The sequence below is a fragment of the Thalassotalea hakodatensis genome (assembly GCF_030295995.1).
GTDB classification, from domain to species: domain Bacteria; phylum Pseudomonadota; class Gammaproteobacteria; order Enterobacterales; family Alteromonadaceae; genus Thalassotalea_C; species Thalassotalea_C hakodatensis.
The window spans coordinates 384,431-401,158 of record NZ_AP027365.1 but is presented as its reverse complement, the minus strand read 5'-3'; the positions used below and the strand labels follow the sequence as shown (position 1 = coordinate 401,158).

Genomic DNA, 16,728 nt, shown 5'->3' with positions numbered 1-16,728 from the left:
TCCTAAACACATGACTAATTAGCCGTTTTATTCCAAAGCTTTTGGTGATTAGGTAAACCAAAAAACTCACCTGCATGCCAACATCTTGGTAGCAGATCCAATTGTTTTCTTTCTTGGTAGTTGGAAGCTAACTTTTCTAAAATTTCATTTAAACGATCTTTACTTAATGCGGCGAATTTTTTTGCTGTATCTGTATTATACAAACTAATGTCATCTACTATTTCAATATCTTGTCCGTGACTTATAAAGGTTAGCCCTCGCGTTGCAGCACGACATAATGGGTGTTTCGGATCTTTAGGGTAGAGTTGATTTACTATGGCGTATTCATAATGATCTCCACTTTTTCCATCGGAATCTTTAGGAATAAAAGTAACGCCAAATCCTTGTGGAAAATCTCCTGTAATTTTTCGTAATGTATCAACTACCAGAGGGCTACAGGTGCCTCGCTCAGCATTTTGATTTAACGCCTGATATACCTTAGGCAGTAATTTATAATTATAACTGTCTTTCGTTGACAAAATTATCGACGTATAAATTTGTGGTACTTTAATCAAGTTACCGACACCCAATTTAGGTGCAATTGCACTTTTTAATAAATGCTTAATGAATATTAATTTTTTATGTTCAGCGACATTAAATTTATCTCTATCTGCCTTAGAATTACCTACATAAATAGGGGCGCCAATACCATCAATTAGAAATTTCACTGTTTCTCGATAATTAATTTGCAGCAGCGCTTTTCGTTCTTCTACGGGTAAAGTGCGATGGGGATCTAAGGTACCATCAGCGCCTTTTACAATTCGCTGCGCTTCTGGATGAAAATGCCCAATATCTTGCAATAGGGAAGCCATAACCACAGGAATTTTAACGTTTTCAATAAATGCTTCATGAGTATCCTTGTCAAGTTCCTGCATCGTTTTAAACGCATCTCCTGATAGAGCACCGAGCACTGATTTAACATGTCCATCATTTGCAACCATCGCTTTATCAATACAAAGCTGATCTAGCAAGCGTAAGGTCAGAACTGATTTATATAAGGGTTTACTACGTTCATTTACTTCGGCAACACGTTTTCCTACCGTAGGACATAGTAATTGAATGGTGCCGAGCATTTGCGCTGATTTTCGAATAGTTTCTGCAAAAGTAGCACCTTCTGTTAAGGATAGGATTTCCTTACATATATTATAAAGGTATTTGTATCTGTCATTGCTTTCAAACTTAAACTCTTGCTTGATATCACGGTATTCACGTTCGAGCTTATCAAGCTGCCGCTTCGCGCTGGCATCCCCATTTTGAGTATTCAATTCGTTGATTTGCTGAGTTAAGTTATCCAGCTTGTGTTGATAAAACGGCTGTTTTTCATAAAACTCTATTGCTTGTTCAAGCAATGAATCTTTCAATACACTGCGACCATACAGTTTATTTAATAACGCTTTGACTTGTAATGTAAATTTAGTGTCTATTTTGTTAGCCATATATAATACTTTGTGTCTGTAGAATCACTATATCCCATAAAACTTTACTTTTACCCATTGGTCCAACAGCTTCAATCATACGAATATTTCGCTTCTATTTGCTAACTATAAGGTACGATGAAACACCGTTGAGATAATAAACATGCTAAAAAACACTATGAACAGGCACAAATGAATCGTCTTATTGTTACTTAATACATATCTTAGTTTCGTATAATAAGCCAAAAATTATTATACGTCGTTATTTTCTTCAATGCCTTTAAGTTTAACAACTGATCTGCGATTCACAAGTTGTTGACACATCGCCACAAGATCAGAGTGCAAGCCACCGGCAGTTACATCTCTACCGGCACCAGGGCCTCTGATAATAAGCGGATTGTCTTGATACCAACCACTCTTAATTTGAAAAATATTGTCGCACGGCGTTAAGTTTGCAAACGCATGTGTATTCGGTAAGACCGCTAATTTTACTTCCGCATGCAGTTTTCCGTGTTGATCTGCCGAAAAATTCGCAATGTATCGAATACACGCATTTTTATTATTCGCATCATCTAACGCTTGCGCAAAAAACGTATCTAACTGCTCCGCTGACGCTAAAAACTCTTGAGTCGATAACGATTGTAACGTATCCGGTACTAAGTCTTGTCGAGAAATATCCGATAACGATAAATTAAAACCAGCGGCTCTTGCTAAAATAAGTAATTTTCTCTGTACATCTCTACCGGATAAATCTTCTCGGGGGTCAGGCTCAGTGATCCCCTGTGCGAGTGCATCGAGTAGTAAAGTCGAAAATGGTACGCTGCCATCATAGGTTTGAAATAACCATGATAACGTGCCTGAAAATATGCCCGACAATTCCGTGATGTTGTCACCGCTTCGATTAAGATCTTCAATCGCATAATTTACCGGTAAGCCTGCACCAACCGTGGTATTACCTAGCCAAATGCTTTTGTTATCTCGAGATGTATCAACTAAACATTGGTATTCTTCAGTAGGTGAAGAAGCAGCCCACTTGTTTGCACCAATAATATGAATTCCTCGTTGGAAAAAAGGCAAATATAACTGGCTAAACGATTCACTTGGTGTGATGTCAACAACAATTAATTCGTCATACGGATGGTTACTTAGCCATGAAAATAACAACTCATTATCATAACTCTGCGCTTGTTCAGCAAACAACTCTAATGCTTGATTTACTTCAATACCGTCAGTATTCACTAGTGCCTTACGAGATGAAATTAACCCAACTAAATGCACATTTTCTAATACCGCGATTGATGTCAATTGTGCTGGTAACATTTCAAGAAAGCGTTGACCAATATTCCCTAAGCCTGCAACCACCATACCGATATGACGGGCATCCTTTGTCATTTCATGGTGTACATTGTTTAATAATTCAGTGGTACACGGATTGATTAAAATGGCAATCAGGCTATGTGCACTTTGCGAATTGACAACAGAAAAGCAAGATTGGTGACGCAGCGCACGTTTAAATCTGGCCTTTACTTGTCCTTGTTCAACAACGTTATGACCAACAACGGCAAGAATAGCGCACGGAGTGAAAGATACTTCCGTATCATGGGCAGCTAACCATTGGCTTACCCCCTTCTGTTGTTCTTGTTTAATGACAATAAAACCTGCTCTAGTATCAGCGCCAAGTGCATTAAAAACACGCTCAGCTTGAATACCAGAATCCCCAACAAAGCTCTCAGATTGCGCCAAAATTAAATCATTGGTATAGGTAACAGATAGCTCTTGTTTAGCAATTTGCCCAAACTTACCAATTTCAGTACCAGGTACGTCAGGGTCAAAGCTACTTGCTACATGTAAATGTGTATCAGTTGCTGTAATGGGTTGTAATGTTTTAGCGTGTAACACAGGGTTGCCCAATCGGCCTAACTCCTTTGCCACACCATTAGGTAAGCGGTGCAGTTTACGAGCTTGCGGCACAACACGAGGATCTGCACTATAAATACCATCAACATCTGTCCATAAAGTCACATTAGTTGCCGCAGTAAATGAGGCTAAAATTGTTGCGGAATAATCACTACCATTACGCCCTAACGTGCAGCTTTTACCTTCAATATCTTTACAAATATACCCGGTGACAATCGCTAGCTGATTAGCTTTAAGACATTCTTTAAATTGCTGTAAACTTTCATCTCGTTCAACAAAGCAATCTACTTGATTATTTATCACTAGAAAATCGCGCGCATCAAGGTAATAACTCGGGCAAACCGTTTCGCTGAGCACTGATGATAATAATCTAGCAGACCATACTTCTCCGTATGCAAGTAAGTCAGCTTCATATTGCACTGGTTTTGACACCATCCATTGCGTAATTTGCTCAATATCTTCAGCAAGTTGCATTGTTAATCGTGCTGCACTGGCAGCATTTAACAACTGATTGATCAAACTCGCTTGTTGATCTTGCAAAGCTAATATTTGCGTCGATAATGAATCGGTTTGAGCTAACGCTTGGTGGTAAATATCAAACAAAGCGTCAGTCGTATCACCATTGGCCGACACAACAATAACATCATTTATTTGGCAATGTTGTCGTATTATTTCAACGACACGTTCAACACACTGTACTGATGCCAACGAGCTACCACCAAATTTATGGACATTCGTTGCATGTTTCGCTAATTGGTTTTTATCAGCACTAAATTGTTCAACTACGTTAGTTTGATTCATTTCTTCTTCAACTTAATTCGGTAACTAGACTTTTTGGCTTACGCTTAAGCCATGGTTTAAATCAGAAAGAATATCTTCAATATCTTCAATTCCAACAGAAATACGCACTAATGACTGGCTAATACCTGCTGCAATTTGAGCCGATAATTCCATCCCTGCATGAGTCATTGTTGAAGGATGGCTAATTAAGCTTTCAACACCGCCTAATGATTGCGCCAACGTAAATAATGAAAGATTATCGAAAAGTACTTTTACAGCCTCTACGCCGCCTTTAATTTCAAAGCTCATCATCGAACCATGGGCCGTTTGTTGTTGCATAGCGATACGATGACCTGGATGATCTTCAAAACCAGGATAATAAACCCGTTCAACTGCACCATGTTCACGTAAAAAATTTGCGACTGCATCGGCATTTTCTTGATGTTGCTTCATGCGAATGGGTAAAGTTTTTAGCCCTCTTAACGCTAAATAACTATCAAATGCAGAGCCTGTAATTCCAATACAGTTCGCCCACCATGCTAGTTCTTCTCCAAGTGCTTGATCTTTTGTGACCAGCACCCCGCCAACGACATCACTGTGTCCATTGATAAATTTGGTAGTAGAGTGAAAAACAATATCAGCTCCTAGGGCGAGAGGTTGTTGTAATATTGGAGATAAAAAGGTGTTGTCTACAGCGACAAGCGCATTAACGTCATGACTTTGCTTAACCACTTGCGCAATATCGACAATACGCATTAACGGGTTACTTGGCGTTTCAACGAGCACGAGTTTAGGCTGTTGTGATAGGGCTTCTTTGAATGCTGCTTGATCATTTTGATCTACTACCAGTAATTTGAATTGGCCTCGCTTAGCCAAATGGGTAAATAATCGATAACTACCACCATAACAGTCATGTGGAATAATCACTAAATCGTCAGTTGATAACAGCTGACAAATTAAATGTACCGCTGACATTCCTGTGGAAGTAACAATACCAACAGAACCGCCTTCTAAGTCAGCGATCGCTTGAGCAAATGTAGCGCGCGTTGGGTTCCCCGTACGAGAATAGTCAAATTGGCGTTTATCATTAAAGCCTTTCAATGCATAAGTGCTTGAAAGGTGTATGGCAGGGATCACAGCACCATGATGTTGATCTGTATTTATACCAGCTCTTACCGCAGTGGTTGCTAATTTGCTATTTTTCATATTACTCACCTTTTTGCTACAGTTACCAACCAAATAGATGTTTGGACGTCCAAAAGTCTATACGTTATAAAGCATCGGATCAAGCACTTTAGACATCTAAACTTCTACACATTCATATTGACTAAGATGCTACAAACAGTAAAATCAACGTAATTATGTATTATAGGTAACTAGAGGTCTTTCATGGCTGAATGGAATGGCGAATATATCAACCCGTATGCTGAACACGGTAAAAAAAGTGAGCAAGTAAAAAAAATCACCGTGTCGATTCCAATTCGTGTGTTAAAAGTGTTAACCGACGAACGAACACGTCGCCAAATTAATAATTTACGTCATGCAACAAATAGTGAATTGTTATGTGAAGCGTTTTTACACGCTTTCACTGGCCAACCATTACCCAGCGACGAAGACCTTGCCAAAGACAATGAGCATAGGTTACCTAAAAGTATTCGCGATGCTTTAGCTGAGCAAGGCATTACTGATTTTAGCGTCTTTGAAGACGATGAAGATTGATAGTAAATCATTATTCAACGTTCGCATTATCATACTCAGTCAAAATATTTGCATCGTTACTTAACACATAAAATAACGATGCATTAGCCACTAGTCTTCATATTTTTCGGGTAATGATAATGCAGCAACACCAGATTCAACCGCAGCTTGTGCTACCGCTTTAGCTACCCGATGACATAATCTTGGGTCCATAGGCTTAGGAATGATGTAATCTTTGCCAAATGATAATTGCTTATCACCACTTGCTGATAATACTTCATCTGGTACCGGTTCTTTTGCTATTTCACGAATAGCGTGTACACAAGCCACCTTCATTTCATCGTTGATGGTACGCGCACGTACATCAAGTGCTCCTCGAAAAATAAAGGGGAAACATAAAACATTATTCACTTGGTTAGGGTAATCAGAACGGCCCGTGGCGATAATAACATCATCTCTTGCTGCCAATGCAATTTCAGGCTTTATTTCAGGATCAGGGTTTGAACAGGCAAATATAACAGGGTTTTTTGCCATGAGTTTTACCTGCTCCGCTGACAATACATTTGGACCTGATACGCCAACAAATACATCTGCACCATCAATGACATCATCAAGGGTTCTTTTATCCGTATTGTTCGCAAAAAGCTTTTTATATTCATTTAGATCATTACGACGAGGATGAATAACTCCTTTAGTATCTAACATATAAATTCTTTCACGCTGAGCACCACAATTAATCAATAACTCCATGCAAGCAATAGCAGCTGCGCCTGCTCCCATACATACAATATTTGCATGGCGTAGCTCTTTTCCTTGAATTTCAAGTGCATTGATCATACCCGCAGCAGTCACAATAGCAGTACCATGTTGATCATCATGAAACACCGGCACTTTACAGCGTTCTATTAACGCTTTTTCAATTTCAAAACATTCAGGGGCTTTTATATCTTCAAGGTTGATGCCACCAAAGCTGTCTGCGATATTTGCAACTGTAGTTACAAATTCTTCAACCGTTTTATGTTTTACTTCTAGATCAATCGAATCAATATTTGCAAAGCGTTTAAAGAGTAAAGATTTACCTTCCATCACAGGTTTTGCAGCCATACCGCCCAAATTACCCAAGCCTAAAATTGCCGTACCATTCGTTATTACAGCAACGGTATTTCCTTTAGCAGTATATTGATAAACAGCCTCTGGATTTTCGGCAATCTCTCTCACTGGTTCTGCAACACCTGGGCTATATGCCAATGCTAAATCATGGCTAGTTTCTGCTGGTGTAGTTAATTCAATGCCTATTTTCCCTGGTTTTGGAAACTGATGATAATCGAGAGCTTTTTGGCGAAAGTCCGTCATGGGTTGTCCTTGTGCGTTATATTAAAATTAAAAGTAAAATTGTTGTTTTTATTCTTTCAAGCTATAGTAAAAGATCATCTTGGCTCTTAGCAAGGCCGACCAGTAAGTCAATAAAGCTCATTGAGTAAGATCATAGTGACTTTTCATGCCTAATACACATAACGATAACTAATGCTCAGTATCTTAACGCTGAATTATGTTGTTATTTTTCGTTTAAAAGTCAATTAAACGAGCATAAACGGGGGAAAATTGTCATTTCCTGCCCGTTAACCAATTTAAACTCGTAATTTTTCAACATTTTCGATCGACAGTGACAAAGTAGTTCTTAAGCAGGTATGCTTTATTCTCGCTATATTAAAAAGAAAAAGAATATAAGGAAGTTAAATCGCTAGGCTATTTATTCTGCTCATTTTTTTTGTATGCGCTAATATCATCAATATTGTACTTTTTTTTAAGCTTTCCTAACAAAGCCTGGTTATTCAAGAGGAATTGATCGAATTCTTTTAATACCTCAGGATAATGAATTGTGGAAAGGTGATAACTATATACTTCGTGAGGCAAACTCTTATCAATCACTAGTGCTCCTTCTTTATTTAATAAGCGTAAATGATGTTTCACTACGGCAGGTTCAATGTTCAACGCATCGACATAACCATGCGTAGCTTGTTTAACAATATTTAACGTGGATGGGCTTTCAACTACTTCAGTATTACCTTTTTCGATTAAATCTAACCACAAGGTTGGATGAAAGCCAAATATAGTGCCTAACTGTTTAATTTCCTCTCGTTTACGCCCTACTTTTTTAACTGGTACCATGGCTGCTGCCAACAGCTCTACTGTGGGTAAACTAAACGTTAATAATGGATAATAACTACGGCCGTTCGTCCAACGTCTATTATCTGGATATTTAAAATCTATCGCATTTTCTTTGTACCAATAATTAGTTCGTTTAACGGGTAGCACTATATACGTAAACGTATAGCCTTTAGATTTTGCAAACGCATCAAGAAGTTCTTTCGTATGGCTTGGGTTAGGAAAATCATACAAGGGATAAAAAGAAGTGTTTTGAACACCAACCGTAAACTCCTTCGCTGTTGAAGGTAATATTTGCATCAAAAAGAATATTAATATCGCTTTCATTCACTGCCCTCACACCTTTAGTTTAGTATAGAACAAAAAACCAATTAATTATTCGGCATATAAAAAAACCACCATGAACGGTGGTTTTTTTTAAACAACTATCGCATTCGCTTACTGAAATGGATTTACTTTAATTATTGTTTCAACGCGATCTGGACCGGTAGAAATAATATCTACTGGAACACCTGTAATTTCTTCAATGCGCTTAATGTATGCTTTTGCATTGGCTGGTAACGCATCATAGCTGGTTACCCCAACCGTAGAGTCATCCCAACCAGGCATTTCTTCGTATATTGGCGTTACTTTTTCGTAACCTTCCGCTGCAGTTGGCGATACAGTGATCACTTCGCCGTTATCAAGCTGATAACCAGTACAGATTTTCAGTGTTTTTAAACCATCTAATACATCAAGTTTGGTTAAACAAAAGCCACTGATTGAATTAATTTGAACGGCACGGTGCATGGCAACAGCATCAAACCAACCACAACGACGCTCACGCCCTGTAGTTGCTCCAAACTCATGACCAACCGTACCTAAATGATGACCTATTTCGTCAGCAAGTTCTGTTGGGAATGGACCTGAGCCTACACGTGTTGTATAAGCTTTGGTAATACCAAGAACATAATCAAGATAACGAGGACCAAAACCACAACCTGTAGCAACACCACCAACGGTAGTATTTGAAGAAGTTACGTATGGGTAAGTACCATGGTCAATATCAAGTAAAGTGCCTTGGGCACCTTCAAACATGATTGAATCACCATTTTTACGTGCTTGATCAAGTAATTCAGGGATATCAGCTATCATAGCTTTGATCACCTCACCAACTTCAAGTGCGTCTGCTAGCACTTGTTCAAAGTCGACCGGCTCTACTTTATAATAATGCACTAAAGAGAAATTATGGTATTCAACAATTTCTTTAAGCTTAGCGGCGAAAGTTTCAGCGTTTAATAAGTCGCCTACACGTAAACCACGGCGCGCAACTTTATCTTCATAAGCTGGGCCAATACCACGACCAGTAGTACCAATAGCTTTGTTACCACGTGCTTTTTCTCGCGCAGCATCTAATGCATTGTGGTAAGGAAGAATAAGTGGACAAGCATCACTAATTAAAAGACGTTCGCGTACAGGTACGCCGCGCTCTTCTAACATGTTCATTTCTGTCATTAAGGCTTTAGGACAAAGCACAACACCATTACCAATCAGACACTTTACATTTTCACGTAGAACACCAGAAGGAATAAGATGAAGTACGGTTTTTTCACCGTTAATCACCAAAGTGTGACCTGCATTGTGCCCACCTTGATAGCGCACCACATATTTAGCTTTATCAGTAAGTAAGTCTACAACCTTACCTTTACCTTCGTCACCCCATTGAGTGCCGAGAACAACGACGTTTTTACCCATATTCACATATTGGAAAGAAAATTAGGCGGGGATTCTACCAAAAACCCTAATTGAGGCCAAGGAATTATTTGATGGTTTTTAATACGATTTTAAAATTTAAAAGAATCAGAATAACTTAACAGCAGTATTCTTTTATATTAATTGATATTAATAAAGCAGCCATAAGATTAAACAGCCGATAAAAACCACAACTATTCCCATAGTACGGATGTTCGAGGGACTTTCTTGTGCTATTTTCAACACATAATTTCGCCACTTATTTGGGAACAATGCGGGTATCAGCCCTTCAATTATTAAGGCTAAACCACATGCCATTAATAATAATTCAATCGTCATGATAGTCCTCAGAATAAAAAAGCCATGGTCATTTTACTGAGCATGGCCTTTTAACAATTAAGTTTACAGATTATTTTGATTTATCTGTATTCTTTAAATAACGGAAGAAATCACTATCAGGTTTGACAACCATTATATCATTCTTACTATTAAAACTGTTTTCATATGCTTCTAAGCTTCTAACAAAGCTATAAAATTCAGCATCTTCGTTAAAAGCATCCGCATAAACTTTGGCCGCTAATGCATCACCTTCACCACGAATTTCAAAGGCTTCTTTTTGCGCGTTAGCTAACATCACCGTTACTTTTGCATCAATCGTGGCTCGAATAATCTCTGCCTGCTCTTGGCCTTTTGAACGATGCTCTTTTGCTACGGCAGTACGTTCAGCACGCATTCGATCGTAAATTGAGTTGCTGACTTCTGTAGGCAAGTTAATTGCTTTAACACGTACATCAATAACATCAATACCTAAGTCTTCACGGCTACTTTCAGCGCTTTCTAAAGCTTTGCTCATGATATCATCACGATCACCAGAAACAATCTCTTTAATAGTGCGAGAACCAAATTCAGTACGTAAGCCATTATTTATTTTCTGTTTCAGTAAAGCTCTAGCATTTTCTATAGAGCCTGAAGTACGTAAGTAATACGTTGAAAAATCAACAATGCGCCATTTCGCGTATGAATCAACCATTAAATCTTTTTTCTCTGATGTAACAAAGCGATCTGGTTCTTCATCTAACGTTTGGATACGCGCATCAATCTTACGAACAGATTCAATAAACGGTATTTTAAAATGTAACCCTGGCTCATAAACCATCATTTGGCCGGCATCGTCACGTTTAATTTTTGAAAATTGAAACACAATGCCACGCTGACCTTCGAATACAACAAAGACAGCAGAAACCGCTAACACCAACAGGGCGGCAATAAGGGCAATAAGAAAGTTTTTCATTGCTTAATTTCTCCCATTGTTGAAGCGATCAGCACGACCTGAAGTAGACGGCGCTGAGTTCTTAGAGGAATGTGTTGTTGTCACAGGTTGACTGGACTGATTATTCACTCTTTGTGAATTTGTTGATTGCTGTTGAATAATTTTATCGAGCGGCAAGTACATCATGTTATTACCACCATCAACGTCGACCATAACTTTACTGGTATTGCTGTAAACCTTTTCCATTGTAGTTAAGTATAAGCGTTGACGCGTAACTTCTGGCGCGGCTTTATATTCAGGCAACAATTTTGAAAAGCGAGCAACCGAACCTTCAGCATCTAATACCGTTTGTTCTTTATAGGCTAACGCTTCTTGTTCCATTCTCTTAACACGACCACGAGCACGTGGCTCTATACCACGAGCATATGCTTCAGCTTCTCGTAAGAACCTCACCTCATCTTCTTGAGCTGCAATAGCATCATCAAAGGCATCTTTTACTTCTTCTGGAGGACGAGCATCTTTAAAGTTAACATCAACAATCAAAATACCTAAATTGTAAGGTTCAATCACTTTTTCTAGTTCAGTCCATACCGCTTGACGCACAATTTCACGCCCACTTGTTAATACATCATCCATGATTGAATGACCAACAACATAGCGTAATGCACTATCAAGTGATTGACTAAGGCTATCATCAGCATTGGTTACACTAAATACATAGTTACGTGGGTCAACAACACGATATTGTATTTGCATTTCAACCCGTACTACGTTTTCATCTTGTGTAAGCATGAAACCAGACGCAGGAAGATCACGCGTTGTTTGAATATCAACAGGGATCACTCGTTCAACGAATGTCCACTTCCAACGTAAGCCTGGCTCTACTGTACCAGCATACTGACCAAACCTCAGTACGATACCTTTTTCAGCTTCTTTGATGGTATAAAAACCACTGAACGCGTACACAAGTACTGAAACAATGATGGCCAGCGCTAAGCCGATTGATGAGAAGCTTTTACCGCCGCCACCAGAAGACTTTCCGCCAAATACACCACCAAACTTATTACCTAAATCTTTGATTAAATCATCTAGATCCGGTGGTCCTTGGTTTTTACCACCTTTATTTTTCCAGGGGTCTTTATCATCTTTCCCTGGTTCGTTCCAAGCCATAACGCTCTCCGCTATTAATACTCTATGTCTATAAATGACATATTAAGTCAAGAATTGCTCTAATATATCAGTCTGTTAACTTTCGATAAAGCGTTCTATGTGCACTTCATCTTGTTTTCTTAATTTATTCCACTCTTGTTCCAGTAATTTTACATCCATTAAACAATTACCCTGTTCGTCGTATGATTCTCGTTCTATGCAGTTTAAATCATATAATTCACCGCGCAACTTACCGTAATTTGGAGGTATCTTTAAACTAAACTTAACGATTTTACGAGCCATACGCTCGCTTAATGCGATAAATAATAAATCAATACCAATACCCGCTTGCGCTGATAACCAAACACGAATTGGCAACCCTGTTTCATCACGATCTATTCTAGGTTCACCATCTTCGAGCATATCAATTTTGTTGCAAATTAATAGCTGAGGTACATCACCAGCGTCTATTTCATCTAGCACAGCTTGTACTTGTTCAATATTTTCTGAACGTCGTTCATCTGCAATATCAATAACATGAAGCAATATTTCTGCCTCACGCGTTTCAGTTAATGTCGCTTTAAATGCAGCCACTAAGTCGTGAGGTAAATGGCGAATAAAGCCAACCGTGTCTGCTAATATAACCCGGCCAACATCTTCCACCTCGATTTTTCGTAACGTTGGATCTAAAGTCGCGAACAATTGATCGGCAGCATAAACTCCCGCCTGGGTAATTCGATTAAACAATGTTGACTTACCTGCATTGGTATATCCAACTAACGAAACCGTTGGAATTTCTGCTCTATTACGCGCCCTTCTACCTTGCTGGCGTTGTTTTTCAACTTTTTCTAAACGCTTACGAATGTTTGTCATTCTTTCTCGAAGCAAGCGTCTATCTGTTTCTAATTGAGTCTCACCTGGTCCTCGAAGACCAATCCCCCCTTTTTGACGCTCTAAATGCGTCCACCCTCTGATTAATCGCGTACTAATATGTTTAAGCTGAGCAAGCTCAACCTGTAACTTACCTTCATGCGTACGGGCACGTTGTGCAAAAATATCAAGTATTAAGGTTGTACGATCAACAACACGACACTTACATAACGCTTCAACATTCTTTTCTTGAGACGGGGATAAACTATGATTAAAGAGTACGACATTGGCTTGATAACATGTCACTGCTTCAACGATTTCTTCCGCTTTGCCACTCCCTACAAAGAATTTCGGGTGCGGTGTATCGCGCTTACCTGTTACAACAGCAAGCGACTCTATACCAGCGGAGCTTACAAGCATTTCAAACTCTTGTAAGTCTTCGCGGGCATTTTCGTCTGGAAAATCTACATGAACAAGTATCGCTTGTTCGCCTGCTTGATAACGATCAAACAAATGAACAACTCCGAACAATACGAGTTACTAGCATTAATCTTCGTTTTCCACTGATTGATTAAAACCAGTTTGGCTAGCTTGAGGTGCGGTATTAACTGCACGAGCTGGTACAACCGTAGAAATGGCATGTTTATAAACCATTTGACTCACGGTGTTTTTTAATAAAATAACAAATTGATCAAATGATTCTACTTGTCCTTGTAGTTTGATGCCATTCACTAAGTATATTGCTACTGGAATGCGATCACGACGTAACGCATTTAAAAATGGGTCTTGTAAAGATTGCCCCTTTGCCATTATTTGGCCCCTTTTGTTATTGTTGTCAAAATCAACGAGTAATACTCACTCAAAATTTAATGTTTAAGCAGATAGTCAAAAGAGTAATTTAATCAATACTATCTGCAAAACTAATTATACATCAATGTTTACACTTTGCTTACTGCATTTAAAATTTCTTGGAGATTGTTTTTATTCTCCATCGCTAACCAAGTAAGTGTTGGCCAGTTACGTAACCATGTTAACTGACGTTTTGCTAATTGCCTAGTGGCACATATACCTTTAAAAACCATTTCCTCATGGCTACATTCACCCTGTAAATATTGCCACATTTGGCGATAACCTACACACCGAATAGCAGGAAGGTTTTCATGTAAATCGCCACGTTCTTTTAATTTAACGACTTCTTGCTCAAAACCTTGAGCAATCATTTGCTCAAACCTCAGTTCAATTCGAGCATGTAAATCTTTGCGTTCTTTCGGTGCAATCGCAAATTGTAAAACATTACCGGTTAGTCTCTCACCTTTTATTGCGGTTAATTGTGTCAAAGTGTTACCGGTAATGCGGAATACTTCTAACGCTCTTGTCAAACGCTGCGGGTCATTCGGATGAATACGTTGCGCAGATTGCGGATCAACCTTTGCTAATTCATCGTGTACCCCTTGCCAACCAAGAACACTTGCTTGTTTTTCAATCTCAGCCCTAATTGTGGCATTTGCTTCAGGTAATGGCGAAATACCATCAATTAAGCTTTTAAAGTACATCATAGTACCGCCAACTAAAATTGGCATACGACCTTTGGCGCGTATAGCAGCAATTTCTGTTAAGGCATCTTGGCAAAACTCAGCGGCAGAATAGCTTTCACTCGCATCTTTAATATCGATTAATCGATGCGGATACCTCGCTTGCTCAGCTAATGTTGGCTTTGCCGTTCCAATGTCCATATCCTTGTATACTAGCGCAGAATCTACACTGATGATGTCACAAGGTAATGCATCATAAAGTTCACATGCTAATGCTGTTTTTCCAGAAGCCGTCGGCCCCATTAAACAAATAACTGGCGGCAGCTCATTAAACGTAGATGACATACAAGAACTAATTGGCCTGCTGTAATTGCTGTATAGCTGATGTAAGGTCTACCGGCAGTGTTTTCAAGACTTGTTGTTGTTTATTTTTTTCAGGAAAATAGTGTTCGAACTCTTTCATCAAATTGTTCATGTCTACTGCTTGAAAGCTTGATGGTGTTGCAACTTCTGCAAATGCCTGTTGCCAAAGTTTTTCATCAGTTAATTCACATTCAGCCACACTAAGAGCTTCTATTAATTTCAAGTAACAATAGCTAACATCAACATGTCGTAACATTGCCGGAAACTGCCTTATTTGGACAGCCTTATCGCTGATAAGTTCTACCACTATGCCTAACTGCTCAAATTTTGTTTGGTGGTTATTCACCATACTCCTATGCACCTTATCAGCATTCAGTTTTACAGGTAACAATAAAGGCTGACTCGTTATACCTCTTGGCCATTGTGACGACACTTTTTCTTGCAGAATTTTCTTAGCTAGCTGTTTTAGACAGCATAATTGAACTTGTTGCTGATCATCAACAAACAACCCATAGTGCGGAGCTACAAATAACCAAGTATTTGCAGTTGTCTCTAATGATTGCTGAGGTGACTCAGTCACTGGCGTCATTAGCTGCTGATAATTTTCAGCTGCGTTTAACGGCACTTGCGACGAAGACGAAAACGGCGCCTGGCTGTTTGCTCTGTAGCCAGATACCGAACCTGAGGATCTTAAGGGAGCGATATAATCCTGACTCTGTTCTGCTGCTCCTCTGATAGCAGTACGCTGTTCAAGGTTTTGATATGATGAAGTCGCTTCGGAGGTTTGTTCTATCAGTTCTGTCTGTTCAGTAAGTGCTTGATGGCAAGTTGCGTAAATAAAATCATGAATATAGCGACCTTGGTGAAACCTCACTTCATGCTTTGCCGGATGCACATTTACATCCACTTCCCGTACATTTAAGGTAAGAAATAACACAAAGGCGGGATATGTTTCCGCGGGTAACAGTTCTTGATAAGCTTGCCTTATTGCATGATTAATTAATTTATCGCGCATCATACGGCCATTAACATAGCTATAACATAAGTCATTTTGATTGCGATGAAAGCTAGGTTTGGTTAACCACCCCGTTAACGACACTCCATTATGTTGACAATTAATTTCAAGCGCATGATCAATAAATGCTTGTCCACACACTTGTGCAACACGTTTACTTCGCTTTGTGTCGGTGTCAGCAAGGCGATATTGTTTTACCACTTTATGGTTGTGCGTCAGCGTTATTGCGACATCAAAACGTGCAAGCGCAATTCTTTTGATCACTTCTTCAATGTGGCCAAATTCTGTTTTTTCTGTCCGAAGAAACTTTCGACGTGCAGGGGTATTAAAAAATAAATCTACTACGTCAATAGTTGTACCGTTGCCATGCGCTGCTGGCTGCACTATTACTTCCATGTCTCGACCTTCAGCATGCGCTTGCCATGCTTCTGGTTGTTCAGCGGGCTTTGATGTTAATGATAACCGCGCAACAGAACTGATACTGGCTAATGCTTCACCTCTAAAACCCAATGAAGCGATACCTTCAAGATCGATTAATGCTTTTATTTTACTCGTTGCATGACGACTTAATGCTAAGGTAAGTTCTTGTTTAGCAATACCACAGCCGTTATCAGAAATACGGATGCGTTTGGCTCCACCTTTTTCAATGTCTATTTTTATTGCTGTTGCACCGGCATCTAAACTGTTTTCAACCAACTCTTTAACCACTGATGCAGGGCGTTCAACCACTTCACCCGCTGCTATTTGGTTAGCAAGTTGAGCGGGTAATATTTCAATTGTCAT

The 16,728-nt window shown here is 39.2% G+C and carries 14 protein-coding genes; 1 reads left to right on the top strand and 13 read right to left on the bottom strand.

Annotated features, from left to right (window positions below; all coding sequences use genetic code 11):
• Positions 1-14 precede the first annotated feature (14 nt).
• From QUE72_RS01685 to metB, 3 genes are all read right to left on the bottom strand, one after another.
• Complete coding sequence (locus QUE72_RS01685; RefSeq protein WP_286271132.1) at positions 15-1,475, bottom strand: hypothetical protein; 1,461 nt, start codon at positions 1,473-1,475, stop codon at positions 15-17.
• A 231-nt stretch (positions 1,476-1,706) separates the two neighbouring features.
• A complete protein-coding gene (metL, locus tag QUE72_RS01680) occupies positions 1,707-4,172 on the bottom strand; it encodes a bifunctional aspartate kinase/homoserine dehydrogenase II (protein ID WP_286271131.1) in 2,466 nt (821 codons plus the stop codon).
• Positions 4,173-4,196: 24 nt separating this feature from the next.
• On the bottom strand, positions 4,197-5,357 hold the full coding sequence (gene metB / locus QUE72_RS01675) for a cystathionine gamma-synthase (RefSeq protein WP_286271128.1): 1,161 nt from the start codon (positions 5,355-5,357) through the stop codon (positions 4,197-4,199).
• Between the two features lie 183 nt (positions 5,358-5,540).
• On the opposite strand from metB, the gene metJ reads away from it, so the two are divergent.
• A complete protein-coding gene (metJ, locus tag QUE72_RS01670) occupies positions 5,541-5,870 on the top strand; it encodes a met regulon transcriptional regulator MetJ (protein ID WP_286271125.1) in 330 nt (109 codons plus the stop codon).
• 90 nt (positions 5,871-5,960) lie between these two features.
• Here metJ and QUE72_RS01665 read toward each other — a convergent pair whose 3' ends face one another.
• The 10 genes from QUE72_RS01665 to mutL form a co-directional block, all read right to left on the bottom strand.
• Entirely contained in the window at positions 5,961-7,202 is a 1,242-nt protein-coding gene (locus QUE72_RS01665) for a malic enzyme-like NAD(P)-binding protein (protein WP_286271122.1), read from the bottom strand.
• Between the two features lie 393 nt (positions 7,203-7,595).
• Positions 7,596-8,342, bottom strand: a complete 747-nt coding sequence (locus QUE72_RS01660; protein ID WP_286271121.1) for a hypothetical protein — start codon at positions 8,340-8,342, stop codon at positions 7,596-7,598.
• 111 nt (positions 8,343-8,453) lie between these two features.
• On the bottom strand, positions 8,454-9,749 hold the full coding sequence (locus QUE72_RS01655; RefSeq protein WP_286271120.1) for an adenylosuccinate synthase: 1,296 nt from the start codon (positions 9,747-9,749) through the stop codon (positions 8,454-8,456).
• Positions 9,750-9,896: 147 nt separating this feature from the next.
• A complete protein-coding gene (locus tag QUE72_RS01650; RefSeq protein WP_286271118.1) occupies positions 9,897-10,085 on the bottom strand; it encodes a DUF2065 domain-containing protein in 189 nt (62 codons plus the stop codon).
• Positions 10,086-10,155: 70 nt separating this feature from the next.
• Entirely contained in the window at positions 10,156-11,037 is an 882-nt protein-coding gene (gene hflC, locus QUE72_RS01645; RefSeq protein ID WP_074497938.1) for a protease modulator HflC, read from the bottom strand.
• Positions 11,038-11,040: 3 nt separating this feature from the next.
• Positions 11,041-12,186, bottom strand: a complete 1,146-nt coding sequence (hflK, locus tag QUE72_RS01640; RefSeq protein ID WP_286271117.1) for an FtsH protease activity modulator HflK — start codon at positions 12,184-12,186, stop codon at positions 11,041-11,043.
• Between the two features lie 75 nt (positions 12,187-12,261).
• Positions 12,262-13,548, bottom strand: a complete 1,287-nt coding sequence (gene hflX / locus QUE72_RS01635; RefSeq protein ID WP_286271116.1) for a ribosome rescue GTPase HflX — start codon at positions 13,546-13,548, stop codon at positions 12,262-12,264.
• 33 nt (positions 13,549-13,581) lie between these two features.
• Positions 13,582-13,845 carry an RNA chaperone Hfq gene (gene hfq / locus QUE72_RS01630; protein WP_074497932.1) on the bottom strand — a complete coding sequence of 88 codons (264 nt, stop codon included), beginning with the start codon at positions 13,843-13,845 and terminating at the stop codon, positions 13,582-13,584.
• 128 nt (positions 13,846-13,973) lie between these two features.
• On the bottom strand, positions 13,974-14,912 hold the full coding sequence (gene miaA, locus QUE72_RS01625; protein WP_074497929.1) for a tRNA (adenosine(37)-N6)-dimethylallyltransferase MiaA: 939 nt from the start codon (positions 14,910-14,912) through the stop codon (positions 13,974-13,976).
• Between the two features lie 7 nt (positions 14,913-14,919).
• Complete coding sequence (gene mutL, locus QUE72_RS01620) at positions 14,920-16,728, bottom strand: DNA mismatch repair endonuclease MutL (protein ID WP_074497927.1); 1,809 nt, start codon at positions 16,726-16,728, stop codon at positions 14,920-14,922.